At 66.4% G+C, this 23,991-nt stretch carries 24 protein-coding genes and 6 tRNA genes; 18 read left to right on the top strand and 12 right to left on the bottom strand.

Annotated elements, in window-relative coordinates; translation table 11 throughout:
* Nucleotides 1-4 precede the first annotated feature (4 nt).
* Nucleotides 5-886 carry a cytochrome gene (locus tag ACSQ12_RS08575; protein WP_436065037.1) on the bottom strand — a complete coding sequence of 294 codons (882 nt, stop codon included), beginning with the start codon at nucleotides 884-886 and terminating at the stop codon, nucleotides 5-7.
* 107 nt (nucleotides 887-993) lie between these two features.
* Nucleotides 994-1,065, bottom strand: a tRNA-Val gene (locus tag ACSQ12_RS08570).
* Nucleotides 1,066-1,381: 316 nt separating this feature from the next.
* Between ACSQ12_RS08570 and ACSQ12_RS08565 the strand changes: the two genes are divergently transcribed.
* The 6 genes from ACSQ12_RS08565 to ACSQ12_RS08540 all read left to right on the top strand — a co-directional run bounded on the left by ACSQ12_RS08565 (nucleotide 1,382) and on the right by ACSQ12_RS08540 (nucleotide 2,358).
* Nucleotides 1,382-1,454, top strand: a tRNA-Gly gene (locus tag ACSQ12_RS08565).
* 46 nt (nucleotides 1,455-1,500) lie between these two features.
* Nucleotides 1,501-1,571 (top strand) — tRNA-Cys (locus ACSQ12_RS08560).
* A gap of 41 nt (nucleotides 1,572-1,612) precedes the next feature.
* A tRNA-Val gene (locus ACSQ12_RS08555) sits at nucleotides 1,613-1,687 on the top strand.
* A gap of 55 nt (nucleotides 1,688-1,742) precedes the next feature.
* Nucleotides 1,743-1,815, top strand: a tRNA-Gly gene (locus ACSQ12_RS08550).
* A gap of 38 nt (nucleotides 1,816-1,853) precedes the next feature.
* A tRNA-Val gene (locus tag ACSQ12_RS08545) sits at nucleotides 1,854-1,928 on the top strand.
* A gap of 172 nt (nucleotides 1,929-2,100) precedes the next feature.
* Complete coding sequence (locus ACSQ12_RS08540; protein WP_209745833.1) at nucleotides 2,101-2,358, top strand: antitoxin; 258 nt, start codon at nucleotides 2,101-2,103, stop codon at nucleotides 2,356-2,358.
* Nucleotides 2,359-2,433: 75 nt separating this feature from the next.
* On the opposite strand, the gene zapE is transcribed toward ACSQ12_RS08540, so the two are convergent.
* Nucleotides 2,434-3,471 (bottom strand): cell division protein ZapE, encoded by a 1,038-nt coding sequence (zapE, locus tag ACSQ12_RS08535; RefSeq protein ID WP_209745836.1) that lies wholly within the window; start codon nucleotides 3,469-3,471, stop codon nucleotides 2,434-2,436.
* A 217-nt stretch (nucleotides 3,472-3,688) separates the two neighbouring features.
* Here zapE and ACSQ12_RS08530 point away from each other — a divergent pair, with 217 nt between their 5' ends.
* Genes ACSQ12_RS08530 through ybaK form a run of 3 tightly spaced genes read left to right on the top strand, consistent with a single transcriptional unit; the run spans nucleotide 3,689 to nucleotide 5,595 of the window.
* Nucleotides 3,689-4,600 (top strand): sulfurtransferase, encoded by a 912-nt coding sequence (locus ACSQ12_RS08530; RefSeq protein WP_436065036.1) that lies wholly within the window; start codon nucleotides 3,689-3,691, stop codon nucleotides 4,598-4,600.
* A gap of 10 nt (nucleotides 4,601-4,610) precedes the next feature.
* Nucleotides 4,611-5,069, top strand: coding sequence for a SufE family protein (locus tag ACSQ12_RS08525; protein WP_209745840.1), 459 nt, complete (start codon nucleotides 4,611-4,613; stop codon nucleotides 5,067-5,069).
* Between the two features lie 13 nt (nucleotides 5,070-5,082).
* Nucleotides 5,083-5,595 carry a Cys-tRNA(Pro) deacylase gene (gene ybaK, locus ACSQ12_RS08520; RefSeq protein ID WP_436065035.1) on the top strand — a complete coding sequence of 171 codons (513 nt, stop codon included), beginning with the start codon at nucleotides 5,083-5,085 and terminating at the stop codon, nucleotides 5,593-5,595.
* On the opposite strand, the gene ACSQ12_RS08515 is transcribed toward ybaK, so the two are convergent.
* Entirely contained in the window at nucleotides 5,579-6,910 is a 1,332-nt protein-coding gene (locus ACSQ12_RS08515) for an alpha/beta hydrolase family protein (protein ID WP_374100847.1), read from the bottom strand. The two genes, ybaK and ACSQ12_RS08515, sit on opposite strands and share 17 nt — an antisense overlap.
* Before the next feature lie 100 nt (nucleotides 6,911-7,010).
* Here ACSQ12_RS08515 and ACSQ12_RS08510 point away from each other — a divergent pair, with 100 nt between their 5' ends.
* From ACSQ12_RS08510 to ACSQ12_RS08470, 9 genes are all read left to right on the top strand, one after another.
* Nucleotides 7,011-7,502 carry a hypothetical protein gene (locus ACSQ12_RS08510; protein WP_436065034.1) on the top strand — a complete coding sequence of 164 codons (492 nt, stop codon included), beginning with the start codon at nucleotides 7,011-7,013 and terminating at the stop codon, nucleotides 7,500-7,502.
* A 14-nt stretch (nucleotides 7,503-7,516) separates the two neighbouring features.
* On the top strand, nucleotides 7,517-8,002 hold the full coding sequence (msrB, locus tag ACSQ12_RS08505; RefSeq protein WP_436065033.1) for a peptide-methionine (R)-S-oxide reductase MsrB: 486 nt from the start codon (nucleotides 7,517-7,519) through the stop codon (nucleotides 8,000-8,002).
* Nucleotides 8,003-8,158: 156 nt separating this feature from the next.
* Nucleotides 8,159-9,568 (top strand): DUF6421 family protein, encoded by a 1,410-nt coding sequence (locus tag ACSQ12_RS08500; protein ID WP_436065032.1) that lies wholly within the window; start codon nucleotides 8,159-8,161, stop codon nucleotides 9,566-9,568.
* Nucleotides 9,565-10,269 (top strand): SDR family oxidoreductase, encoded by a 705-nt coding sequence (locus ACSQ12_RS08495; RefSeq protein ID WP_436065031.1) that lies wholly within the window; start codon nucleotides 9,565-9,567, stop codon nucleotides 10,267-10,269. The genes ACSQ12_RS08500 and ACSQ12_RS08495 overlap by 4 nt, the downstream gene beginning before the upstream one ends.
* 37 nt (nucleotides 10,270-10,306) lie before the next feature.
* Complete coding sequence (locus tag ACSQ12_RS08490) at nucleotides 10,307-11,395, top strand: threonine aldolase family protein (protein ID WP_436065030.1); 1,089 nt, start codon at nucleotides 10,307-10,309, stop codon at nucleotides 11,393-11,395.
* A 62-nt stretch (nucleotides 11,396-11,457) separates the two neighbouring features.
* Nucleotides 11,458-12,108: a DUF3000 domain-containing protein gene (locus tag ACSQ12_RS08485; RefSeq protein ID WP_390250029.1), complete on the top strand. Its 651-nt coding sequence runs from the start codon at nucleotides 11,458-11,460 to the stop codon at nucleotides 12,106-12,108.
* A gap of 57 nt (nucleotides 12,109-12,165) precedes the next feature.
* The gene (locus ACSQ12_RS08480; protein WP_436065029.1) at nucleotides 12,166-13,497 is read left to right on the top strand and encodes an HRDC domain-containing protein; all 1,332 of its coding nucleotides are present in this window, start codon (nucleotides 12,166-12,168) and stop codon (nucleotides 13,495-13,497) included.
* A gap of 164 nt (nucleotides 13,498-13,661) precedes the next feature.
* The gene (locus ACSQ12_RS08475) at nucleotides 13,662-14,993 is read left to right on the top strand and encodes a thiolase family protein (RefSeq protein WP_436065028.1); all 1,332 of its coding nucleotides are present in this window, start codon (nucleotides 13,662-13,664) and stop codon (nucleotides 14,991-14,993) included.
* Nucleotides 14,990-17,161, top strand: a complete 2,172-nt coding sequence (locus ACSQ12_RS08470) for a 3-hydroxyacyl-CoA dehydrogenase NAD-binding domain-containing protein (protein ID WP_436065027.1) — start codon at nucleotides 14,990-14,992, stop codon at nucleotides 17,159-17,161. The genes ACSQ12_RS08475 and ACSQ12_RS08470 overlap by 4 nt, the downstream gene beginning before the upstream one ends.
* Before the next feature lie 81 nt (nucleotides 17,162-17,242).
* Here ACSQ12_RS08470 and ACSQ12_RS08465 read toward each other — a convergent pair whose 3' ends face one another.
* The 8 genes from ACSQ12_RS08465 to ACSQ12_RS08430 form a co-directional block, all read right to left on the bottom strand.
* Nucleotides 17,243-18,826 (bottom strand): ABC transporter ATP-binding protein, encoded by a 1,584-nt coding sequence (locus ACSQ12_RS08465; protein ID WP_436065026.1) that lies wholly within the window; start codon nucleotides 18,824-18,826, stop codon nucleotides 17,243-17,245.
* On the bottom strand, nucleotides 18,823-19,620 hold the full coding sequence (locus ACSQ12_RS08460) for an energy-coupling factor transporter transmembrane component T (RefSeq protein WP_436065025.1): 798 nt from the start codon (nucleotides 19,618-19,620) through the stop codon (nucleotides 18,823-18,825). Before ACSQ12_RS08460 ends, ACSQ12_RS08465 begins: the two co-directional genes overlap by 4 nt.
* A 4-nt stretch (nucleotides 19,621-19,624) precedes the next feature.
* Complete coding sequence (locus ACSQ12_RS08455) at nucleotides 19,625-20,446, bottom strand: ECF transporter S component (RefSeq protein ID WP_436065024.1); 822 nt, start codon at nucleotides 20,444-20,446, stop codon at nucleotides 19,625-19,627.
* A gap of 93 nt (nucleotides 20,447-20,539) precedes the next feature.
* Nucleotides 20,540-21,562, bottom strand: a complete 1,023-nt coding sequence (locus ACSQ12_RS08450) for a nucleoside hydrolase (protein ID WP_436065023.1) — start codon at nucleotides 21,560-21,562, stop codon at nucleotides 20,540-20,542.
* Entirely contained in the window at nucleotides 21,562-22,539 is a 978-nt protein-coding gene (locus ACSQ12_RS08445; protein ID WP_436065022.1) for an aldo/keto reductase, read from the bottom strand. The genes ACSQ12_RS08450 and ACSQ12_RS08445 overlap by 1 nt, the downstream gene beginning before the upstream one ends.
* Nucleotides 22,540-22,624: 85 nt before the next feature.
* Entirely contained in the window at nucleotides 22,625-22,843 is a 219-nt protein-coding gene (locus ACSQ12_RS08440) for a hypothetical protein (RefSeq protein ID WP_011691508.1), read from the bottom strand.
* Nucleotides 22,844-22,877: 34 nt separating this feature from the next.
* On the bottom strand, nucleotides 22,878-23,438 hold the full coding sequence (locus ACSQ12_RS08435; RefSeq protein ID WP_436065021.1) for a hypothetical protein: 561 nt from the start codon (nucleotides 23,436-23,438) through the stop codon (nucleotides 22,878-22,880).
* On the bottom strand, nucleotides 23,435-23,989 hold the full coding sequence (locus ACSQ12_RS08430; RefSeq protein ID WP_436066961.1) for a DUF402 domain-containing protein: 555 nt from the start codon (nucleotides 23,987-23,989) through the stop codon (nucleotides 23,435-23,437). The genes ACSQ12_RS08435 and ACSQ12_RS08430 overlap by 4 nt, the downstream gene beginning before the upstream one ends.
* Nucleotides 23,990-23,991: the final 2 nt, after the last annotated feature.

Here is a 23,991-nt window from a genome sequence, read left to right as displayed (position 1 = left end):
CCGGCTACCTGCCGGGCACAGTCTGAAGTGCGGGCGGTCCAACGGGCATGGACGGCGGCGCCACCGGAAGAAGGGCGGTCCCGGCGGTGGAGGTATCTGCCGACATCTCCCACACCCGCCGGAGGGCGCAAAACTTCCACCAGTGGTGCTTGAGCACCTCCGGGTTGGCGCGCATCGGCCGGACCTCCGTCTGCCCGATCGCAACCGCCAGCAGGATCGGGGACTCGCCGTGCTGCCAAGGCTCCCACTCCCCCGCAACTGGATCAACGAGGCTTTCCTCCGCCTTCATTCCGGCCACCAACTGCATGACCACTTTGTCATCCAGCGGCTTGACGGTGCCGTCCCGGGTGGTGCCCTTGGTCTTGTAGTCGATGATGCAGGTCCTGCCGTTGATCCTGGCCACAAGGTCAAGGGTGCCTGCATAGCCTACGGTCTTGTTCCAGACGGTGACTTCCGGGGCAACAGGCTCCACGCCAAAGAGTTCCCACCACTCGTCGAAGCGCGCTGCGAAGGCCTCCTCGCCGTTTGCTGCCAGCGCCTCACGCATCTCCTTCATCTGATGCGGGCGGCCGAGCGCCCGGAGCGCAACCTGTTCGCAGTAGTTGTGCACGCGGTCTCCGCGCTTCGCAGCGTCGTCCCGGTAGGTTTCGGCGGCCTTGGCGGCGCGGCTGACTGCCTGCCGGACTTTGGCCGGGCTTCCCAGGATCCCGGGAAGAAGCGGATCGCTGGCAAGACTGTTCGCCCCCATATACCCGAACCAGCCGTCGAGGCCGTGCGGTTGCTGGCCGATGACGGTGGTGATGGACGGAACCGAAAACGAGTCGGAGGTTGAGCGTGCATACATCCGGCCATATTCCGTGGCGTGGGCAAGGAGTGGATCAGTCATGCAAACACTCTTTCATGAAGGGCCGACAGGATTGCGGGGCGCAAGAACCGTGACCGGAAAGCGAAATGGCCCGTCCCGCTGAGTCAGCGGAACGGGCCATTCATGGGTGGGCGATACTGGGTTCGAACCAGTGACCTCTTCGGTGTGAACGAAGCGCGCTACCACTGCGCCAATCGCCCCAATGCCATTGAATGCTAGCCCACCCCGGCACCATTTGGAAAATCGAGGCCCGGGCCGCCACTCCGGCACCGAATTGCGTCGCTGGAGCATCAGCCCGCCGGCAGTCGTATGGCGCTTCCTTGAGCGGCCGCCGCCGCATGACCGGGCCCGAATTACACCTCTGTAATTAGCAAAATCCCCTAGATTTCAAGGAAGAAGGGCTATCCGCAGCAGATGACGAGCTCCCGATTTGTAAGTTCCCTGAACCTCCTATAGAGTTCTTACTCGTTGGAACGCGAGGAAATGCCGAATGCGGCACGGAAATGCTGACAATATGCGGACGTAGCTCAGCTGGTAGAGCACCACCTTGCCAAGGTGGATGTCGCGAGTTCGAATCTCGTCGTCCGCTCGCAGGACACTGTCATGGCAAAGGTTTTTCGGAACCTGGCTTACACGGTGGGTTGGCCGAGAGGCGAGGCAGCGGCCTGCAAAGCCGTATACACGGGTTCGAATCCCGTACCCACCTCGGTGAAAACCTTGGTATCCGGTGTATTCCGGAGAACATTTGGGCGATTGGCGCAGCGGTAGCGCGCTTCCCTGACACGGAAGAGGTCACTGGTTCGATCCCAGTATCGCCCACCAAAGCAAGGAAACTTGCTTGTCGAAGTACCACCGGGTTGTTCGGTGTGTACTAAATGCGGACGTAGCTCAGCTGGTAGAGCACCACCTTGCCAAGGTGGATGTCGCGAGTTCGAATCTCGTCGTCCGCTCTCTTTTCTACAATTCCACTCCGGATCCTTCCGGTTGCGGGCGATTGGCGCAGCGGTAGCGCGCTTCCCTGACACGGAAGAGGTCACTGGTTCGATCCCAGTATCGCCCACCATCAAGCAGCTCTCCGGAGCTGCTTTTTTGTTGCCCGGATCCAACCGACGTCGGCGAATTAGGGGCCCTGGACCCTAGACAACCCGCGGCGCGTGCCCTTGGCACCTCCAGGGACTCCGGCTAGGATCGAAGGCGGAGGAGCGATCTGGCTCCGCGACAGAAGGGAGGTGCCCGTGGGTATTCTTGACGATCTAAAGGGCAAGGCTCAGCGACTGGTTGGTGGCAATGAACAGGCCATCAAGGACGGCATCGGCAAAGCCGGTGATTTCATCGACTCAAAGACCGGCGGAAAGTACGCCGACAAGATCGATTCCGTCCAGAAAGGCGCAGCCGGCCTCGTGGATAAGGTCGACCCGAAGCCGCACGCGGCTCCCGTGGACGAACCTCCCGTCGCCGGAGAGCCCCCTGTAGCCGGTGAACCCCGGCCGTAGGGCTAATAACCCAGGAACGTCAGCGAGGTGCCGGTCCCGCCGTGAGGCGGCGCCGGCACCTTTGGCGTTTAAGGGCTAGGACGGTTCGTGGTTCTGGCCTTCGCGTGCCAGCGCCGTGAGACGGGACACCGCGCGGTAGTACTTCTTGGTGTAACCTCCGGTCATCATCTCTTCCGTGAAGAGCTGATCGAACGGGACACCGCTGGCCAGGATGGGTACGTCCTTGTCATACAACCGGTCCGCCAGCACCACGAAGCGGAGGGCCACCGCCTGCTCGGTAATGGTTTCCACATCACGCCACACAACGCCCTCGATGCCGGCCAGGAGTTGCCGGTACCGGCTGGGGTGGACGCCGGCGAGGTGATTGATAAGGGTCTTGAAATCATCCCGGGCCACGGTCTTGCCGTGGAATTCAGCCTGCATGTGGTGCGTCAGGTCTTCGTTCTTCAGCGGAGCCGGCGCCGCCGGGAGTCCGCGGTGGCGGAAGTCCTCGCCGTCGATCCTGACGACGTCGAACTGGTCTGCCAGCACCTGGATCTCACGCTGGAAGTCGACGGCAGCGAACCTCCCGTCCCCGAGGGAACCGGGGAGGGTGTTCGACGTGGCGGCGAGCTTGACCCCGGCGTCAGCCAGTTCCCGCATGAGCCGTGACATCAGGACCGTGTCGCCCGGATCGTCGAGTTCGAATTCGTCGATGCATACGAGCTTGTAGTTGCTCAGCGCTTCAACAGTCTTACGGAAAGAGAGAGCGCCAACCAGGTTGGTGTATTCAACGAAGGTGCCAAAAGCCTTCGGCCCCGGGGACGCATGCCACAGCGACGCCAGCAGGTGCGTCTTGCCCACGCCGAAGCCGCCGTCCAGGTAGATGCCGGCGCGGGACGTGTCCTTCTTCGCAAACAGCTTTTTGAAAAGTCCGGAGCTTCCGTTGGCGCCAACGCCGGTTGCGAAGGATTCCAGGGCCGTCACCGCAGCGGCCTGGCTCGGCTGCGAAAGATCGGGCCGGTAGCTGGCAAAGGAAACCTCTCCGAACCGCGGGGAGGGATAGAAACCCTTGAGGAGTTCATCCACGGAAACCGACGGTGTCCGCGCGGAGAGCTGTTCGATCTGTACCAAGGTGGTCCGTTCTGCTGGTCTCGTGTCCCCAGAAAGGATACCGGCAATGCAGCACCGGCCTCATAACGCGGCGAGCCCACGTGACCAAGGCCATATTTCCCTCTGTGAACGCAGTGGCCCATTAGCGGCGGTGCGTGGTTAGTGTTGGAACTGGCCCGCCCGCAGCGACACCTCCCGGCAGCGGGCCCCATGACCATTTCAGTGAAAGGCCATCCACATGTCCTACCCAGTTGAAGAGAACAAAAAGTTCGCAGCGTATGCGCACCCGGAGCGCCTCGTGTCCACCGAGTGGCTGGAGGCAGCACTCGACGGCGGCGCCCTGGCCGACGGCAAACTCGTGGTGGTGGAGTCTGACGAAGACGTCCTGCTCTACGAAACCGGCCACATCCCGGGGGCCGTCAAGATCGACTGGCACACCGACCTGAACGACGAGGTCACCCGCGACTACGTTGACGGCAAGGCGTTTGCGGCGCTGGCCGCGGCCAAGGGCATTTCCCGGGACAGCACCGTGGTGATCTACGGCGACAAGTCCAACTGGTGGGCTGCCTACGCACTGTGGGTCTTCACGCTCTTCGGCCACGAGGACGTCAGGCTCCTCGACGGCGGCCGCGACAAGTGGATCGCCGAGGGCCGTGCACTCACCACGGATGTTACTGTTCCCGCACCAGCGGAATACCCTGAGGTCGAGCGCAATGACGCCCCCATCCGCGCCTTCAAGGAGGATGTGCTGGCCCACTTCGGCAAGCCCCTGATCGACGTCCGCTCCACCGAGGAATACACCGGCCAGCGCACCCACATGCCTGCCTACCCGGAGGAAGGCGCCCTGCGCGGCGGCCACATCCCCACTGCGGCCTCCATCCCCTGGGCCCGTGCGGCTGCCGAGGACGGCACCTACCGCAACCGCAGCGAACTCGAGGCACTCTACCTTGGCGAGGCAGGACTCACGGAGGGCGACGACGTGGTGGCGTACTGCCGCATCGGTGAGCGCTCCAGCCACACGTGGTTCGCCCTGAAATACCTGCTGGGCTTCGACACCGTCCGCAACTACGACGGCTCCTGGACCGAGTGGGGCAACGCTGTCCGAGTGCCCATCGCCAGGGGAACCGAGCGCGGAACGGTACCGGCGTAAACTGGGCTTGATGAATACCCACGCGCTTCCCGCCCCCCTTGCGGAAATAGTTGACGACTTCCAGGCCCTGACCGAACCCGAGCGGCTGCAATTGCTGCTGGAGTTCTCCCAGGGACTTCCCGAATTGCCGGACCGGTTGAAGGACCATCCTGAACTGCTGGAACAGGTTGTAGAGTGCCAGTCGCCGCTGTTCCTGACCATTGAGACGGAAAAGAACGACGCCGGTTCGCCGGACAGCGTACGGCTGTATTTCAAGGCACCGCCGGAGGCACCCACCACCCGTGGCTTTGCAGGTGTCCTGCACGAGGGGCTCGACGGTCTCACGGCACCGGAGATCCTCGCAGTTCCGGACGACATGCCGGAGCTTCTGGGGCTCACCCGTGCCATCACTCCCCTGCGCATGCGGGGAATGACGGCAATGCTGGGACGCATCAAACGCAAAGTCGCTGCGTCCGCTCCGAAGGCCTAGGCCCGGGCCCGGATTGGCACGCAAACAGGCTTCCCAGGGAACGCCGGCTACGGCAGCACTCGCTGCGGCCGGCGTTCCTTTCGTGTTGCATCCGTACAACCACGACCCCTCGGCCGCCAGCTACGGCATGGAAGCCGCCGAAGTTTTGGGAGTGGATCCCGCCAGGGTTTTTAAGACGCTGATGGTGGACGTGGACGGCCGGCTCGCGGTGGGGATAGTTCCCGTGCACGGAAACCTTGACCTGAAGGCCATGGCCGCTGCCCTGGGCGGCAAGAAGGCCGCCATGGCGGATCCCGCAACCGCGCAGCGCAGGACCGGGTACGTCCTGGGCGGAATATCACCGCTGGGACAGCGCCAGCCCTCCCCAACAGTCCTGGATGACAGCGCCCTGGGCCAGGAGAGCATCCTGGTGTCCGGCGGCCGGCGCGGCCTGGACATCGAACTGCACCCGGACCATCTGGTGAAGCTGACCGGCGCCATAACCGCCCGCATCGGAACCGGGCCGAAAGCTACTCCGGACCGTTAGCATCGGGACCGGCAGGCTCGGGGACCCGCGAACGTGAGCCGGGGTTGGCGCGCGGTGCCAACTGCCGCCGGAGCCAGGCGGTGACCAAGCCTTCCCAGCGCTCCGGATCGACATTCCATTCCTTGGTGTGCCGTGCTGTCTGGAAGGTCTCGAAGGTGACCATCTCGGGGTTCTTCTCCGCGATGCTGGCAGAGGGTCCGTAGGGTACATACTCGTCGTCGACGCTGTGCAGGATCAGCGTGGGCGTCCTGAGTTCCACGGCGCGGGAGACCCAGTCCATCGACTTCAGGTCCACCGGTGCCGCCAGCCCGGTCAGGCGCCTGCCCAGGGGGTGGCCCATCATCAGCTGTCCGTAGCGTCCCACGGCAGAGGGGATCCGGTTCAGCTGCGCATGGTGCGCCAGCACGTTCACCCAGTCCACCACCGGCGCGTCAAGCACCATCGCCCGGATCAAGTTATGGTGCCGTGAAAGATCCGCTGTCTGGAGGCAGATCGCGCCGCCCATGGACCAGCCGAACAGCACCACTTCCCTCGCGCCGTTGGCAATCGCAAAACTGATAGCTGCCTCGACGTCGCGCCACTCCGTGGAACCGAGGCCGTAACGCCCGTCGGGGGCCGAGGGCGCCACCCCGTCGTTGCGGTAGGAGATCACCAGGCTGGTCAGCCCGAGCTCCTGTGCCGGTCGCAGGGCGCGCAGGCACTCCTGCCGGGTGGCACCGCGGCCGTGGACCATGATGGCCCAGGTGTCCGAAGGCGCCGGCGCACGCACCAGCCACGCCGGCGCGGTCCCGCCTTCGACGGCGACTTCCACGTCCTCGGCGGACAGCCCGATGGACGCGGCGTCCGGATGGGCGGCGCCGCTCCAGTAGCCACGGCGGGCCGTGGTGAGATCACCGGCATAGACGGCTTCGACCTCACGCAGCACGGTGCGTTCCGCAGGCGAGTAGGAAACGATCCTGCCGATCCGTGCGTGTCCGCGTCCGCCGTCGAAGAACAAGCCGTACACGCCTTCCACGGTGGCGTCGTCGGTGGCGGCGAGGATGACCTGGAGGCCGCCCTCGGCACGAATGACGGCCAGCACCTCCTGGTTCTCGTCCCGGACCCGCACCGGCGTTATGACGCGGCGGGCGAAATAGAGGGCAAGGGCAGAGGATCCGGCCCCAAGCAGACCCGCGGCCGCACCTCCCGCGATGACTCCGCCCACGGCCCACTTCGCGCTGGAAGACATGCCGTCGTCGGTGGCGGTTCGGACCCTCTCCAGGGCTGGGGGCGGATTCGCTGGGGTGGCCGGGCGCAGCCCCGGGATGGATGCCATGAATCCATTCTTACCGCTGCCGGCCCCCGGGACATATTCGGGCACGCCACCGGCGGCGGATCAGCGTGCGGGAACCCCTGGCCGGGACTAGGCTGGGGGCATGAGCGATCCAATCGTCATTCTGACAGAAGAGCCGCTGGGTGCGGACGACCGCGTAAACATCGAACGCCTGGTGGACGGGGGTGACGCGCCCCTCGTCGTACTGGTCCCGGCCAACACTGAACGGCACCTCCTGGTGGACTTCCTCGAGAACCTGTCCCTCCTGGATGTCGCCAAAGCCTTCCGCGAACTCACTTCGCACGCCCCGGATCCTGCATCCGAGCGGGCAGCCGCCGCCGAAACCCTTGCGGTATCGCTCAACGCGCTGGCCGGAATCGGCGGCGGCGTCACCGGCGAGGTGGTGGACGGCGGCGCCGTGCAGGGACTGGTGGCCAAAGTCAAGGAAGTCGGCGCCGGCCAGGCCGTCGTCATCACGCGCCCTCATGCCATTGCCGACACCCTCCACACCGACTGGGCCAACAAGGCCCAGGACCAGCTGGGGCTGCCGGTGCTGCACCTGTACGCCGGCTCGGGATTTATCGGGGACTCCTGAGCGTTGTTGAAGCCATGAGCATCTTTAGCAACAAGCCGAAAGTAACGCCCGTCCAGGTCCAGCCAGAGGGAGCCGCTACGGCAAATGCCACACCGCGGGTTGAAAAGACCGACGAGGAATGGCGGCAGGAGCTGACGCCGGAGGAATACCGGGTGCTCCGCCAGGCGGGCACCGAGCGGCCCTATACCGGCGAGTACTGGGACACCCACACAGCCGGTGTCTACAATTGCCGCGCCTGCGGTACGGAACTGTTCACCAGCAATGAAAAGTTCGATTCGCACTGCGGCTGGCCGTCGTTCTGGGCGCCGCTGGCTGACGGCACTGTCCGCTATATCCATGACCGCACCATGGGCATGGACCGCGTGGAGGTGCGTTGCGCGAGCTGCGATTCCCACCTGGGCCACGTCTTCGAGGGCGAAGGCTACGGGACGCCCACGGACCAGCGCTTCTGCATCAACTCCGTCTCGCTGACGCTGGTTGAGGCGGACGACGCCAAGTAGAACATCGGCAGCCCTGCGACCGCTAGGGCTGGGGCAGGGCTGCTGATCCACTTGCACAAGTCTTTCTTACGCTCAGGCTGATTTTGCATTAGGAGATCTGTTTGCTTGCTACGCTCGCCGTAGAAGCTCCAAGCAACCAGAAAGGCGATCGCCGCGATGACCACGACCGCTCTCACCGCCCCTGCCCGGCTCACCGAAAACCACCCGGAATGGCTGCGTCTCAAGGCCGCTGCCACGGCACTCCAGGCCCTCCAGGTCCAGGACGGCTCCGTCCCGGATCCCGCCAACCATGAAGCGGCTGCCGCACACGTCCGCACACTCTGCGCTGCTGTGGAAGCACTGGCCCCGGCGTTTCCGCACGACGCCCGGTACCTCGAACTGCTGGTCAGCGACTTCGCCCGGTGGGCCGCCGCCGGCTTCGGCGTGCCGGATTTCCTGGACTCCCTGCTGGCCTTCCAGCCGCAGCAGCACCGCGTCAACGGGTTGCAGCACCTGGTGGTCTTCCCGATGTACACCCAGAACGGCAGCAGCAGCCGCCTCGTGGAGGCTGTCCTGATCGAGGTCATCTGGCCGGAGTTCATTGCCGGCCTCGAGGACGGCGAGTACTCCAACAAACTCTTCGTCCCGATCCGGTTCCTTGACTTCACGCCCGGCTACAACACCAATTCCGCAGTGCTGTTCCCGGAAACGGTCGCTGTCCGGGAAACCCCGACGTTCACGTGGGGGGCCATCTTCGCGGACCGGGAAGCAGCCCGTTTCCGCCGCGTCCTCGGAGCCGCGGCCGATATCACCCGGCTGGAACTCCCCGCCGAGGCGGCGGAGTTCCTGGAGAACCAGGAACTCACCCAGGAAACGTTCGTAATGTGGGACCTGATCCATGACCGCACCCACATGCGCGGCGACCTGCCGTTCGATCCGTTCATGATCAAACAGCGCATGCCGTACTTCCTGTACTCACTGGAGGAACTCCGCTGTGACCTGACGGCCTTCCGCGAATCCGTGAAGATCGAAAAGGACGAAGAGGCTGACCCCGAAGCGCGCCGGCACGCCAAGCTTGTTCAGTATGCCGTCATCTTCGACCGGATCTTCCGCTTCGCCATCACCGGCAGCCGCGTCCGTAACTACGACGGCCTCGGCGGCCAGTTGCTCTTCGCCTGGATGCACCAGCACCGTGTCCTGCACTGGACCGACAGCAAGCTCAGCATTGACTGGGCCGAGGCCGCCGACGTCGTGGTGGAGCTCGGCGCCAGGATCGAGGAGCTCTACTGGCGCTCCATTGACCGCCCGAAGATGGCCCACTGGCTGGCCGCCTACGAACTGATCTCCGGGACCGTCACACCGAACCCGGCGTCCGTCTGGGCGAAGGGCCCGGGCGCGCTGCCGCTGGCCGGACCGCCGCGCGCCCTCACCGACCAGGTGCTCGACGACGAATTCCCGCTGTCCATGTTCTATGAAGCCCTCGAGAAGAAGATGCGTCCCGTCATCGAGTCCACCGCCGGAATCACCGGATCGTCAGACACCGGCAGCGCCACGGCCGGCGACACGCGGGCACTGAACGCCGGATGAGTGGCGGACATCCCCTGAACGTGGTGGTCACGGGCGGCAGCGGTCCGGCCGGGATCGCCGCCGCCCGTGCGCTGCGCGAAGCCGGTCATACGGTCTTTACGGTGGGTTCGGACGGTCCCCGGATCGAGGCTGCCGCCGCAGAAGCGGGCGACGGCGTCACTCCCCTGGTCTGTGACCTCGCCAGCCTGGCCGACGTCCGGGCGCTGCACGCCGCCATTTCCGGCACTGCCGGAAGGGTGGACGGCATCATCCACCTGGTGGGCGGCTGGCGCGGTGCCAAGGGCATCACGGACCAAAGCGACGAGGACTGGGATTTCCTGGAGCGGACAGCCGTCACCACCGTGCGGAACGTCACGCGGGTGTTCTATGACGACCTCGAGGCTTCGGAAACCGGCCGTTTCGCCATGGTGACCTCCGCTGCCGCTGAAACTCCGACGGCGGCAGGCGCAAGCTACGTTGCCGCAAAGGCGGCCGCCGAAGCATGGACCCTTGCGGTTGCCGAGGGCTTCAGCAAGGGCACGCACAGCGCCGCGGTCATCTTCGTGGTGAAGGGTCTCGTGGACGATGCGATGCGCGAACGGTCCCCGTCCCGCAACTTCCCCGGCTTCACCGACGTTACCGACCTGGCCGCTGCCGCCGTCGGACTTTTCACCGCTTCAGCAGCGGAACTGAACGGCCGGCGGCTGGTCCTTAGCCGATAACGGCGCACATCCCTAGACTGAAAGCGTGACCAAAGCGATGACAACCACAGTTGAAACTGCCCCTGCCGCCACCGCGGGCCGGCTCCATGACCCTGCCGTCCGGGGATTCGCGTCCGACAACTATTCGGGCGTCCACCCGGAAGTCCTGGCGGCCCTGGCAGCTGCCAACGAGGGCCACCAGGTCTCTTACGGCGAAGACGATTACACGGCACGGCTGCAGGTTCTTATGGAGGAGCACTTCGGCGCCGGGATCGAGTGCTTCCCCGTCTTCAACGGAACAGGGGCCAACGTCCTCTCACTCCAGTCCCTGCTGCCCCGCTGGGGCGCGGCGATCTGCGCTTCGACGGCGCACATCAACATGGATGAGAACGGCGCCCCGGAGCGGATCGGCGGCATCAAGCTGCTCCAGGTCCCCACCACCGACGGCAAGCTCACCCCTGAGCTGATCGACAGGGAGGCCTGGGGCTGGGGCGACGAGCACCGGGCCCAGCCCCTGGCCGTGTCCATCACCCAGACCACCGAACTGGGCACCTGCTACACGCCTGAGGAGGTTCGCGCCATAGCCGACCACGTCCACGCGAAGGGCATGAAGCTCCACATGGACGGTGCCCGGCTGGCAAACGCCGCAGCCCACCTCGACGTGCCGCTGCGGACGTTCACCCGCGACGCCGGAGTGGACATCCTCTCCTTCGGCGGTACCAAGAACGGGCTGCTGTTCGGCGAAGTGGTGGTGGCGCTGAACCCCGGCGCCGCCCAGGGGTTGGTCTACCTCCGCAAGATGAACATGCAGCTGGCCTCCAAAATGAGGTTCATGTCCGCCCAGTTCATCGCACTGCTCGAGGGCGACCTGTGGCTGCGCTCGGCCAGGCACGCAAACGCGATGGCTGCCCGGCTGCGTGCCGCAGTCGACGGGATCGACGGCGTGGAACCCACCCAGAAGACGGAATCCAACGGAGTGTTCGCCATGCTGCCCGAGGGCGTTGCGGACCGGCTGCGGGAATCCTTCCGTTTCTACGATTGGAACGAAGCCGCCCGGGAAGTGCGCTGGATGTGCTCGTTCGACACGAGCGAAGAGGACGTCGATTCGTTCGTCGCCGCCATCAAGCGGGAGCTGGCGGCCAGTTGACAGGGGCGCACGGGGCGGCGAGCCTGCCGGGATCGGCGCCACATTTTGCGTAACCTGCGAATGTGAACGAACTCGCCCAGGTTCCCGCGGAGTTCCTTACCGCTTTGGGATCCCTTCGAAAAGCACGGTGCCGCAGTGAGCTGCACCTGGACGAGATCCCGGCGCCCTCGCGGCTGGCGCCCTACGCAGTGGCCCTCGGAGCAGAGGTCATCGGCCCGGTCCCGGGACCGGGCCCTGCCGCTGTGCACGGGCCGGTTTCCGCTGCCCTGGTCCGCGCTGCGGGAACCAACGACGACGATGCCGAGGAACTCGCCACCGGCCGGTTCATCCTGCTCTACGATCCGGACGGCTCGGCTGTTTGGGACGGGGAGTTCCGAATCGTCACCTACATCCGCGCCCAGCTTGAGGCGGAGATGGGGAACGACGAAATGCTTGGCTCGGTGGCCTGGACCTGGCTGGTCGAGGCGCTGGAAAACCACAAGGCCCCCTACCGGGCGGCGGGCGGAACAGCCACCAGGATCCTGTCCGAAAGCTTCGGCACCCTCGCCGACCGGCCGGGTTCCATCGACATCGAACTACGGGCGTCCTGGACGCCCGAGGGGCCGGATATCCGCTCGCACCTGGAGGCGTGGTCGGACATGGTCTGCACGTTCGCCGGACTCCCGCCGCTGCCGGAGGGTGTCTCCGCCCTGCCCCGCAGGCGGCGCAACTGACCATGGCTGGCTACGGCGGGGCGCCCTCCAGCGCGATGTCGGTAAACTGAAGGCATCATGACCCCTCAAAATCCGGAACACACCACAGCCGGCGTCCCGGCTGCTGACATTACTCCCCACATCACGGTGGAAGGCTTTGACAGCCTGGTCCCCGAGGTCATTGACCTGGACTCCCCCCGCGACGGAGTACCGCTAGTCATTGAAACTCCCGCAGGGCTGGAACGCTGCGCCGCCGCGATCGCCGCCGGGACGGGTCCGGCCGGGGTGGACGCGGAACGCGCGTCGGGCTTCCGCTACGGGCAACGGGCCTTCCTGGTGCAGATCAGGCGCGAAGGCTCGGGAACGTGGCTCATCGATCCTGAACCCTTTGGTGACCTGCAGATCATCAACGACGCTCTGGAAGGCGTCGAGTGGATCCTGCACGCAGCGAGCCAGGACCTTCCGTGCCTATCGGAACTGGGCATGTGGCCACACAAACTCTTCGATACAGAGCTCGCAGCGCGGCTGGCGGGACTGCCGAGGGTGGGCCTGGCAGCAGTCATCGAGCAACTGCTCGGGTTCGGCCTCGCCAAGGAACATTCCGCCGCCGACTGGTCCACCCGCCCGCTCCCTGAGCCCTGGCTGCGGTACGCGGCCCTGGACGTCGAGGTCCTCACGGAGCTGCGCGAAGAACTCATCGAGCTGCTCCAAGCCGACGGAAAACTGGAATACGCCGAGCAGGAGTTCGCCGCCATCCTCGCGGCCGGGCTTGCCCCTCCCCGCGTGGATCCCTGGCGCAAGACCTCCGGTCTACACCAGATCAGGGACCGCCGCCAGCTGGCTGCGGTCCGCGAACTGTGGCTGGAACGGGATTCCCTGGCCCGCAAGCGCGACGTGGCCCCGGGCCGGCTCATCCCCGATTCAGCCCTTGTGGCGGCCGCGAAAGCCATGCCCTCCACCGTGCCCCAGCTGCTCGGCACCAAGGGGTTCCACGGCCGGGCCGCACAGCGCGAGGCTCCGCGCTGGCTGCGGTGCATCGCGACGGCGAGGACGATGGAGGAGCTGCCTCCGCTGCATCTGCCGACCAACGCGCCGCCGCCGCCGCGGGTATGGGCGGACAGGGATCCGGCTGCGGCCGAACGCCTGGCTACTGCCAGGCCCCTCCTTCAGGACAAGGCCGACGAACTTAACCTGCCCGTCGAAAACCTGCTCACGCCAGACTTCCTCCGCCGGGTGGCATGGCGTCCGCCTGCCGAGCTCAGCGAAGAAGGGATCGCCGAGGAGCTCGGTGAGCTCGGTGCCCGGCCCTGGCAGATCGAACTGACGGCCCCGTTGATTACTTCCGCGTTCCTCAATCCGCAGCCGCTGCCGCCCAAGGAACCCAAGGCCGCGCCCGGCACCGGGAGCTAGGCTTCCCGGACCTGCCCCGCCTGCTGTCGGCCGCGCCCGGCCAAACAGTCCGCCGGGGTCCTTGCCAGCTAAGTTACTCACGAGTAACATTGGGATCAATGCCGCCCGGACCGCCGCTGCCACAGGCGTGCGTCCGGCACCCATGTCTCGATGAGGAGTATCACGTGAGCCAACCCCACAGCGGAAAAGACAGCAGCGGAGCACACAGCAGCAGAAGCCCCCGCACCGTCCGCGACGTCGTCTTTGTGGACGGTGTCCGGACCCCGTTCGGGCGCGCAGGCGAGAAAGGCATCTACGCCGGAACCCGCGCAGATGACCTCGTGGTCAAGTGCATCCGCGAACTGATGCGCCGCAACCCCTCACTCCCCGCGGACCGCATCGACGAGGTGGCAGTCGCCGCCACCACCCAGACCGGCGACCAGGGGCTCACCATCGGCCGCACCGCGGCACTGCTGGCCGGACTCCCCCGCACCGTACCGGGATTCGCCGTGGACCGCATGTGCGCCGGAGCAATGACCGCAGTGACCACCACCGCCAGCGGCATTGCCTTCGGCGCCTACGACGTCGTCATCGCCGGCGGAGTGGAGCACATGGGCAACCACCCGATGGGCGAGGGCGCCAATCCCAATCCGCGCTTCATGTCCGAGCGCCTGGTGGATCCGGCCGCACTGAACATGGGAAACACCGCGGAAAACCTGCACGACCGTTTCCCGGCTATCACCAAGGACCGTACGGACGCCTACGCGGTGGCGTCCCAGGACAAGCTGGCAGCGGCCTACGGAAAGGGCCAGATCCAGCCGGACCTGGTGCCGGTGGCCACGATGAAGCCGGGGCAGGGCTGGACGGTCAACACTGTTGACGAGCCGCCCCGGCCCGGAACTTCGCTCGAGGACCTCGCCGCGCTGCGCACGCCCTTCCGCCCCCACGGCCGGGTGACTGCCGGCAACGCCGCCGGTTTGAACGACGGCGCAACGGCGGCCCTGCTGGCCTCGGCGGATGCCGCCGCTGAGCTTGGGCTGCCTGTCAAGATGCGCCTGGTCAGCTACGCCTTTGCCGGCGTGGAACCCGAAGTCATGGGCATCGGTCCGGTACCTGCCACGGAGAAGGCGCTGAAGAACGCCGGCCTCGGCATCGCGGACATCGGGCTTTTCGAAATCAACGAGGCGTTCGCCGTCCAGGTGTTGAGCTTCCTGGACCACTTCGGTATTTCCGACGACGATCCCCGCGTTAACCGCTATGGCGGCGCGATCGCCGTCGGGCACCCCCTGGCCTCGTCCGGAGTGCGCCTGATGAACCAGCTGGCGCGCCAGTTCGAGGAAGACCCCGCAGTCCGCTACGGCATGACCACCATGTGCATCGGCCTGGGCATGGGTGCCACCGTCATCTGGGAAAACCCGCATCACTCGGAATACACAGGCTACAGCGGCGTCCTGTCACCAACCGACGATTCCGCCACAGAAACCGCCACCACCGAGACTGAAGGAGCCGCAGCATGAGCGCCGCAGATTTCCGCAAGCTTGCCGATCTCTTCCCCGACGAGACGGTCACGCATTCGTATGTGCAGGACATCCAGCTTCCGGCATCCGGCGGCAAGCCAAGCCCGGGAACCTTCGCCCTGATCACCCTGGACAACGGGCTGGACCACTCCAAACCCACCACGCTGGGCCCGAACACGCTGGTGGAGCTGGGCACGGTCCTCGAGGGGCTCAAGGACCGTGCCGCCCGCGGCGAGATCGTGGGCGTCGGTGTCACCGGCAAGCCTTACTACCTGGTGGCCGGCGCGGACCTGTCGGCGGTCAAGTCCCTCAACAACCGGGACCACGGCCTCTGGATGGCCCAGCTGGGCCATGATGTCTATGCCACACTGGCCAACCTGGGCGTTCCCAGCTTCGCCTTCATCAACGGTGTGGCGCTGGGCGGCGGGCTGGAGATCGCCCTGCAGTCCACCTACCGCACGGTGTCCACCGGCGCCGGCGCGCTGGCACTTCCCGAATCCTTCCTCGGGCTGGTGCCCGGCTGGGGAGGCGTCTACATCCTGCCGCGGCTGATCGGACCGGAAAACGCCGTCAAGGTGATGATCGAGAATCCGCTCAGCAACAACCGGACGCTCACCGGTCCCCAGGCCTTCGGCCTGGGAATTGCCGACGCCATGTTCGAACCTGCGGACTTCGTGGAACAGTCCCTGGCCTGGGCCGCGGACGTCATCTCCGGTGAGGCAGCCCCGGAACGGCCCCACGCCGTCGAGCCCTCCGACCCGGCGGTTGCCGAGCGCTGGACGGCGGCCGTTGCCGCCGGGCGCGCCTTTGTGGAGTCCAAGACGTCCAATGCCTCACCCGCGCCGGCCAAGGTCCTGGACATCATGGAGGCCAACAGGACCATGAGCCAGTCGGACTCGGCAGCGCTCGAGTGCGAGACCCTGGCCGGCCTCATGCAGACCGACGAGTTCCGCTCCACGGTCTACGCGTTCCTGGACCTCGTGCAGAAGCGCTCCAAGCGCCCGGCCGGCGCACCTGACCGCAAACTGGCCCGGCCGGTGACCAAGGTGGGCGTGGTGGGCGCAGGCCTGATGGCCAGCCAGCTGGCCCTGCTCTTCGCCCGGCAGCTCAAGGTCCCCGTCGTAATGACGGACATCGACCAGGCCCGCGTGGACAAAGGCGTGGGCTACGTCCACGCTGAAGTGGACAAGATGCTGGCGAAGAAGCGGATCAGTGCCGACGCCGCCAACCGCACCAAGGCGCTGGTCACCGGATCGGTTTCCAAGGATGCTTTTGCCGACGCGGACTTCGTCATCGAGGCCGTGTTCGAGGAACTGAACGTCAAGAAGCAGGTGTTCGCCGAGGTGGAGGCGATTGTCTCCCCCGAGTGCATCCTGGCGACCAACACGTCCTCGCTGTCCGTGACGGCGATGGCTGCGGACCTGGAGCACCCGGAACGCCTGGTGGGGTTCCACTTCTTCAACCCGGTGGCCGTGATGCCGCTCCTGGAGATCGTCCGCGCCCCCAAGACCGACGACGCCGTGCTGGCCACCGCGTTTGAGCTCGCCAAGGGGCTCAAGAAGACCGCGGTGCTGGTCAAGGACGCAGCGGCGTTCGTGGTCAACCGCATCCTGCTGCGCCTGATGGGCGAAGTGACCGCCGCGTTCGATGAAGGGACTCCGGCCGAGGTGGCGGACAATGCGCTGCGCCCCATGGGGCTGCCCATGACTCCGTTCACGCTTGGCGCTATGGTGGGCTTGCCCGTGGCGCAGCACGTCCAGGAGTCCCTGCACACCGCGTTTGGCGACCGCTTTACGGTTTCCCAGAACCTGCAGAAGCTCATCGACAACGGCGTCAAATCCCTCTGGGCGCCGGACAAGGGTCCGGACGGCAAGCCGTTCATTCCGGCGGAAACGCTGGCGTTGCTGTCTTTCGGCACGTCCCCCTCAACGGGTGAGGAAGTCCTCCGCCGGACGCAGGACGCGCTGGCCGAGGAAATCGGACTCATGCTGGATGAAGGCGTGGTGGCCGGACCGGAAGACATCGACCTCTGCATGATCCTCGGGGCAGGGTGGCCGATGTTCCTCGGCGGCATCACCCCCTACCTGGACCGGGTGGGAGCCTCAGAACGCGTCAACGGCAAGCGGTTCCTGGCGTCGGGTGTCGCGTCCGCAGCGGCGGCCGCCTAGCGTCAGACCCCGCTGTCAGACGGCGCCGCCGCCCTCACCACTCTCCGGTGGGGGCGGCGGCGCTGCTGTGTCCCGCGGCGGTCAGAGTTCCCGCAGCGTGCCGTTCCTGAGTTCCAGGACGCGGTGGGCCGTGGCACGGGCATAGTCGAGCTCGTGCGTGACCATCACGACGGCGGCGCCCCGCTTCGCCGCGGCGCACACGGCTTCATCGAGGCGTTCGAGGCCGTGGCGGTCCAGCCCCACGGTCGGTTCGTCCAGTGCGATAAGCCCCGGCTCGCGGGCAAGCACGGTAGCGAGGGCCAGGAGCCGCTGCCGGGATGCAGGCAGCTCATACGGGTGGATATGAAGCTGATCACCGAGCCCGACGGCCGCCAGGGCAGCCCGGGCCTTCGTCTCCGCCGCCACCCCGAACTTGCGGTCCAGGCCGAAAAGCACTTCGCGCAGGGCGGTCTGTTCGAAGAGCTGGTCCCGCGGATGTTGGAACAGCAGGCCCACCAGGTCCGCGACCCTTCCCGTGGGAATGCCGGCGATGTCCTTGCCCTGGATCCGGACGGAGCCCAGGTCCGGACGCAGCAGGCCGTTGAAATGCCGGAGCAGGGTTGATTTGCCGGCACCGTTCGGGCCCGTCACCGCCACGATCTCACCTGCCGTTACAGCGAGGCTCAGCCCGCCCAGCACGCCCGGCAGCGTTTCCTGCGTTCCCCGGCGTGCCCGGCGTCGGGCCGGATAGCCGAACGAGACACCCTCCAGTTCCAGGAGCGCAGCAGGGGCATTTGCCCCAGCGGGACGTCGGCTCGCCGAGGACGGGAGCGGGAACGGAGCAGCGGCAGGGAGGCGCGGGCCGGAACCGATGCCGCCCGGGGCGGCAATCACGACGCCGGATCGCAGCAACGCGGGGCCGCCCGCCAGCTCGCCGGGCGTGCCGCAGGCGGTGACAGTGCCGCCGTCGAGAACGAGCCAGTGCCCTGCCGAGAGGGCAAGCTCATCTGCGGTCTGGCTCAGGACGACGACGGCGGTGCCGGAGTCGAGGAGGCCGCGGACCAGCGCACGGACCGACGCGGCGCCGGCGTTGTCCAGTGACCCGCACGGTTCATCGAGGACCAGCACACCGGGGCGCGTAATGGCGGAACAGGCTACAGCCAGCCGCCGCAGTTCGCCGCCGGAAAGGGTGGCGGGATCGCGTTCCAGCAGGGCCGTCAGGCCGGCTGCGTCGGCGGCATGTGCCACTTCCGCGCGCATCAGCTGCCTGTCCATCCCCCGGTTTTCAAGGCCAAACGCCAGTTCCTCGGCGACCGTGGATCCCACGGTGGACAGCAGGGCCGCGGCATCCTGTGGAACGAAGCCCACCTGCTCCGACCAAAGCGCGGCATTGATCCGGGGATCGTCAGCGCTGCCGTGGAAATAGAGGGGCCCGCTGTCCACCGCCGCCGCCCCGCGGGCCGTGGCGGGCAGGTGCAGGCTGCCCTTGAACCGGCCGGAGTTCCCGCCGGACAGCCAGCCGGCCAAAAGCCTGCCAAGCGTCGACTTCCCGCTGCCGGAGCCGCCCAACACGGCAGTGAGCGTACCGGGCGCCGCGGCCATCGCCACGTCGTGGAGAACGGCCCCGTCCTCACCGTGGTAGGTGAATGCCTCAATCCTGGCTTCCAGCAGGGCAGCTGCCGTCATCCCGGGACTCCCACGGGCCAATGGCCGGAGATCCGCAGCGCCACCAGGATCAGGGCCAGCAGCAGGACCACGGCCCGGAATCCGCGCTGGGCGGCGGTATCCGGCACCTCGCGATAGCTGGTGCGCGCCCGGGTGCCGCTGAACCCGCGCGAATCAAGCGCCTGCGCCCGTTCCCCGGCATCCTGGACGAGCGACAGGACCAGCGGCAGCATCTGCAGCCGTGCCGCCGCCAACCGGGACAGCGGCCCGCCCCCGAGCACGAGTCCCCGGGATTCCTGGGCCTGCCGGATCCGCCCCAGCCTTCCGGTGATGGCCGGCGCCAGCGTCAGTGTGGACGCCAGGACGAAGCCGAGCTGCGGAGGCACACGGCGCGCTGACATCACCGCCACCAGGTCCGCTACGCGCACCGTGAACGAAAAGAGCAGGAACACCGTAACGTAGGCGGCCGTCCGCGTACCCATATCCAGCGCGAAACCGAGACCCTCAGCAGTAACCCGTGCCGCGCCCCACTCAGCCAGCACCGTCTTCCCTTCCGGGAAGAACAGCCCGTGCATGACCAGCAGCGACAGCCAAAAAGGCACCAGGATCACGGCGGCGGCGGGTGCCATCCGGCGTGCCACCCCGGCCCGCACAGCCGGCACGGCGCAGCCCAGGGCCACGGCGAGGGAAACCGCCCAATGGGACACCGCCGTCGTGATGGCCGCGGCCGCTACGGCGGCCGCCAAGGCGGTCAGGGGGTTGAGCGCGGATGGGGTGGTGGCTGGCGCGGCGGGGGTATTCAACGGGGCGGGCACGGGATCAGGCGTCCGGGGTTCCCTGCTTCTTGCCGGCCAGCACGTTGAAGCGCCGCACAAAAGCGAACTGCAGCGCGGTCCGGCGCGGCAGCGCGTACACCAGCACCGCGACGACTGCGAACACAATGGCCTTGTCCATGGGATCCGAAATCAGCGCCTGCTTGGTGATGGCGGCAAGGAGCGTATCGCCCATGGCCCGGAAAGCGCTGACAATGGCGCCGGTCCCGACGCCGGAGGTGCCGCCGAAGACAAAGGCCGCAATAGGTGCGGAGACAACGCCGGCCAAAATGCCCGTCACGAAGCCTGCCAACGGGGCAAGGTAAAAGCGGCGGAACAGTCCGTGGCGCGCGGCCACGCCCGCCAGGAAACCGATGAGCGCCGCGCCGGCGGCAAAGGGCAGCACCGTGGGATTGATGAAGGACCAGACCACGCTGCTGAGGGCGCCTGTTGCCGCCCCCGCCGCCGGACCCGCCAGGACGGCGATGAGGACGGTGCCGATTGCGTCGAAGTAGAACGGCAGTCCAGTGGATCCCATGATCTGGCCGAGGGCGATGTTGAGGACGAGTGCCACGGGAATCAACACCAGCGTGGACGTGGGAAGGGTGGGCAGCACTCCGACAATCAGGAGGATGGCTCCCAGCAGGAAACCGCCCAGGGCCACCAGGGCGGAGCCGCTCGCCAGCCCGTTGGTGATGTCCGCGGGCTGCGTCAGGACCAGGAAGATGAAGGTGGCTGCGATGGATACCGCGCCGAGCGCTTCGAGCAGGCGGCGGCCGCGGACCGCCGCCTGTCCAGGGGCGGGAAGGGTATGGGATTGCTGTGACATGGCTGTTCCTTAGGCTGTGGGTTGCGTTCCGCGGGTACACCCGTACCGGGATCGGCAAACGTGCGCCTATGTCACCTCGACGCAGCTACCATCTTAGGCCAGCCGCCTGGCCAGTGCGCCCACTGAACTGATGAGCTCATCAAAGCACTGCTTCGGATTGTTGGACGTCACAATACGGGCGTTCGGCGGCAGCCCCCACAGTCCGCGGTAATCGGCCACGGTGGTGCCCACCAGCAGCGGGGACCCGGTTTCGACGTCGACCGTCGCCAGCCGGGCGGTGTACTCCGTCCGCCCCACAGCCACACAGGCAGCGAAAGCATCGTGCACATGGGCCACGAAGCCCTGGTCGTAGAGCCGATGGAATTCCATGTAAAAACGGATGGCGTCGGACAGGCACGCCACCACGGGGCTGCCGGAGCTGCTGCGGAGTCCCTCCGGCTGGTCCGGAAGCACGAGTTCCGGACCGGTGCCTGCGGCTTCGGCCAGGCGCTGCAGGTGCTCGGGCCGCATCTCGATCAGTTCGGTGGTCTCAAGTGCGCACACCACCGGCAGCCTGTCCTCCGGGAGGCCGCGGTAGGCGGCAAACACCTCCTTCGCGGCATGCGGATCGACCGAGACGTTCCACTCCGCCGTCGGGGTGGTGTTGCCCTGGTAGTAGAAGCAGCCGCCCATGATCACCAGCCCCTTGAGCAGCTGCGGCAGTTCCGGTTCCCGGCGGACGGCGAGGGCGAAGTTGGTCAGCGGACCGGTGATGAGGCCGGTGATCTCGCCGGGGTGCTTCCGCACCTCGTCCACCCAGACGTCCACGGCGTGCCGGGCAGAGATCTGCTGTGCGGGCGGCGGCAGTTCCGCGTAGCCGATCCCCTGCGGCCCGTGGGTTTCCTCCGTGGTGACGAGCGGGATCTCCAGCGGCACTTCGGCCCCGATGGCCACCTCTACTCCTGATCTGCCGCACAACTCCAGCAGGGCAAGGTTGTTCAGTGCCACCTGGCGGGCGCCCACGTTTCCGGCGGTGCAGGTGATGGCCTGCAGCCGGACGTCCGGGCGGGACAGCAGGTAGACCAGGGCCAGGGCATCGTCGATCCCGGTGTCCACATCCATCAGGACCGAATGCATCAGAAGAGTGCCACCTTGGGCGTGCGGGGGAAGATCTCATCCAGCTCGGCACGTTCCTCCGCGTTGGGCACCCATGCCACCGCCGCTGCGTTTTCACGGATCTGCTGCGGCCGGGTGGCACCGGCGATCACGCTGCTGACGGACGGCTGGGCCGCCAGCCAGGAGAACGCCACCTGGATCTCGCTGAGGTTGCGTTCGGCGGCAAACTTGCTGAACTTATCCAGCTGCTCCCAGTCGGCGTCGTTGACCAGGTTGGTGCGCGTGTGGCTGAGGCGGGAGCCTTCCGGTGCCTTGCCCGGCGCGTATTTGCCGGTCAGCAGCCCGTTGGCCAACGGGAAGTACGGCAGCACCCCCAGGCCATAGGCTTCGGCGGCAGGCGTGACTTCCAGTTCAGCGCGGCGGTCCAGCAGGTTGTAGTGGTTCTGGGTGGAGATGAACCGGGCGCCTCCACGGGCGCGGGCCACAAATTCGGCCTCGGCGATCTGCCAGCCCGCCCGGTTGGAGTGGCCGATGTAACGGACCTTCCCGCTGGTCACCAGATCGTCGAGGGCGGCAAGGGTCTCGTCGATGGGGGTCAGCGGATCCGGGGTATGGAACTGGTAGAGGTCGATCCAGTCGGTGCCGAGCCGCCGCAGGGACGCTTCGGCAGCCTGGACGATATAGCGGCGTGACCCGCGGGCACCAAAGTCCTTGCCGTTGGCTCCGCGCATGTCCATGCCGAATTTCGTGGCGACAATTGCGTCCCCGCGCCGGCCGGCCAGGGCTTTGCCCAGCATGGTTTCACTGAGCCCGGGCTCCCTGCCGTAGGTGTCCGCGACGTCAAAAAGCGTAATGCCCGCGTCCAGGGCGGCACGAACGACGGCGTCGGTCCCCTCCTGCGACTCCGTCGCGGTATTGGCCCGGCCCAGGTTGTTGCAGCCGAGTCCCACAACGGAGACGGTCAAACCGGAATTTCCAAGGCGTCGGTATTCAGTCATGAAATCAGCCTATAACGGCCGCCTCGAAGGTCCGGACGCCCTCCTGCCTCAGGCGTCAGGGGCAGCGCCCGGTCCGGAAGAGCTGTCAGGCAACCGGGAACTCGAGTCCGTGCTCGTCCATGGCATCCTCAAGCTGGGCCATGGTCTTGACGCCCATTCCGTGCAGTTTCAACAGCTCCCGTTGACCGAACTGGACCACCTGCTCCAGGGTTTCCAGTCCGGCATGGGCCATGGCCCGGCGGGCAGGCGCGCCAATTCCGCGGGGAATCGGGGTGTGGCCTGGTTGAACGGATTTTGGCGCCATAACGGATGCCTCCCAGTGAGTCGGTTGCCCCCTCTTAGAGAGTAAAGCCCGAAGCCGGTTTCGGCGAGTGCTTGAGCCTAAACGCTGACGGATCGCCGAACGGTGCCGCCGCGATGCTGAGTTTCGTGAAGTCCAGGTCCTCGCCGCGGATGCAGACCTTGATCGCGTTAACAGCTTTGTTGACGTCCGGGCACAGGCAGAAGATATTGAGTTTGGCGTCGCTGAATTCGCTTCGTTCCACGGTGCCGAGGCCGCGCCAGGCGAGGTGGCTGATGAGGGCGTCCTTGGCCTTTTCTTCCAGGTAGCGGTCACGGTCGGTGCCGTCCTTGGTCTTCAAGGCATACTGGGCTACCACCCAGAACTGGTCTTCGTCGGCAAGCTCGGCATAGCCGTCCTCGGCGCACTGCACCGCGAAAGCGTCCATGAGGCCCTCCGCGGCCGCAGCATCGGCAACATCCGTTTCGTCCGTCTTGCTCTGGTGCCCCACCACGCCGTGATTCATCACGAACTGGCTGTAGTCCTCATCGAACCAGGCCTCCCGGAACAGCAGGACCCCTTCGTCGTCGCGTTTGTAGACCCTGATAATTCCGCTCATGCCCGCCCTCTCCTGAACCACTCGGCGTCTGTGCCGTCGAACGGTGCCTGCTGTGCCTTAACGGCCTGGTAAAGCTGTTCTGTCTCCGCGAGCATGCGGTCCACGAGGTCCCGGGGGTACTTCATGCTCACCTGGTGTTCCGCGAATTCGTCCTCGTCATCGATGTAGACGCCGCGGGTCACGGACCGGATCACGTCCAGGTCCATGTCAACGACGTGGAATTCCATGGTGCCGGGCCGGATGACGTTCCAGCCGTGGCCCACGGCGAGGTCCACGTACACCCGGAAGTCCCCCGGGTAGGTGTCGTCGTAGAACGTGGCCACGTAGTCGCCCGTGCGGGGAACGAGGAGGACGGCATCGGACCTGGCGTGGAAGGCTGCCCCGGGCCGTGAAATGAAGGATCCCTTGGGCTGGAAGATCCACCAGCCGTGAACGTCCTCGCCGAGGTAGTTCCCGGGTACCACCCAGTGGGCGCCGCCGTCCCATTTACGGTTCCGCGCCACCACCAGGTCTCCCGGTTTGAGGCTCTCCGGGGGTGTGGCCTCGTGCAAAA

It is taken from the genome of Arthrobacter sp. LjRoot14, assembly GCF_964253905.1.
GTDB lineage: Bacteria > Actinomycetota > Actinomycetes > Actinomycetales > Micrococcaceae > Arthrobacter.
The sequence above is the reverse complement of the archived record's forward strand: the minus strand, read 5'-3'. Positions and strand labels throughout refer to the sequence as shown.

Excerpts from the sequence above, each read along its gene's own strand:
- ACSQ12_RS08440 (WP_011691508.1), bottom strand. The coding sequence starts at position 22,843 with ATGGCGCCAAAATCCGTTCAACCAGGCCACACCCCGATTCCCCGCGGA.
- ACSQ12_RS08510 (WP_436065034.1), top strand. The coding sequence starts at position 7,011 with ATGAGCGATCCAATCGTCATTCTGACAGAAGAGCCGCTGGGTGCGGAC.
- ACSQ12_RS08450 (WP_436065023.1), bottom strand. The coding sequence starts at position 21,562 with ATGCATTCGGTCCTGATGGATGTGGACACCGGGATCGACGATGCCCTG.
- ACSQ12_RS08495 (WP_436065031.1), top strand. The coding sequence starts at position 9,565 with ATGAGTGGCGGACATCCCCTGAACGTGGTGGTCACGGGCGGCAGCGGT.
- ACSQ12_RS08470 (WP_436065027.1), top strand. The coding sequence starts at position 14,990 with ATGAGCGCCGCAGATTTCCGCAAGCTTGCCGATCTCTTCCCCGACGAG.
- ACSQ12_RS08525 (WP_209745840.1), top strand. The coding sequence starts at position 4,611 with ATGAATACCCACGCGCTTCCCGCCCCCCTTGCGGAAATAGTTGACGAC.
- ACSQ12_RS08480 (WP_436065029.1), top strand. The coding sequence starts at position 12,166 with ATGACCCCTCAAAATCCGGAACACACCACAGCCGGCGTCCCGGCTGCT.
- ACSQ12_RS08435 (WP_436065021.1), bottom strand. The coding sequence starts at position 23,438 with ATGAGCGGAATTATCAGGGTCTACAAACGCGACGACGAAGGGGTCCTG.
- ACSQ12_RS08445 (WP_436065022.1), bottom strand. The coding sequence starts at position 22,539 with ATGACTGAATACCGACGCCTTGGAAATTCCGGTTTGACCGTCTCCGTT.
- ACSQ12_RS08500 (WP_436065032.1), top strand. The coding sequence starts at position 8,159 with ATGACCACGACCGCTCTCACCGCCCCTGCCCGGCTCACCGAAAACCAC.
- ACSQ12_RS08490 (WP_436065030.1), top strand. The coding sequence starts at position 10,307 with ATGACAACCACAGTTGAAACTGCCCCTGCCGCCACCGCGGGCCGGCTC.
- ACSQ12_RS08575 (WP_436065037.1), bottom strand. The coding sequence starts at position 886 with ATGACTGATCCACTCCTTGCCCACGCCACGGAATATGGCCGGATGTAT.
- msrB (WP_436065033.1), top strand. The coding sequence starts at position 7,517 with ATGAGCATCTTTAGCAACAAGCCGAAAGTAACGCCCGTCCAGGTCCAG.
- ACSQ12_RS08515 (WP_374100847.1), bottom strand. The coding sequence starts at position 6,910 with ATGGCATCCATCCCGGGGCTGCGCCCGGCCACCCCAGCGAATCCGCCC.
- ACSQ12_RS08465 (WP_436065026.1), bottom strand. The coding sequence starts at position 18,826 with ATGACGGCAGCTGCCCTGCTGGAAGCCAGGATTGAGGCATTCACCTAC.
- ACSQ12_RS08455 (WP_436065024.1), bottom strand. The coding sequence starts at position 20,446 with ATGTCACAGCAATCCCATACCCTTCCCGCCCCTGGACAGGCGGCGGTC.
- ACSQ12_RS08530 (WP_436065036.1), top strand. The coding sequence starts at position 3,689 with ATGTCCTACCCAGTTGAAGAGAACAAAAAGTTCGCAGCGTATGCGCAC.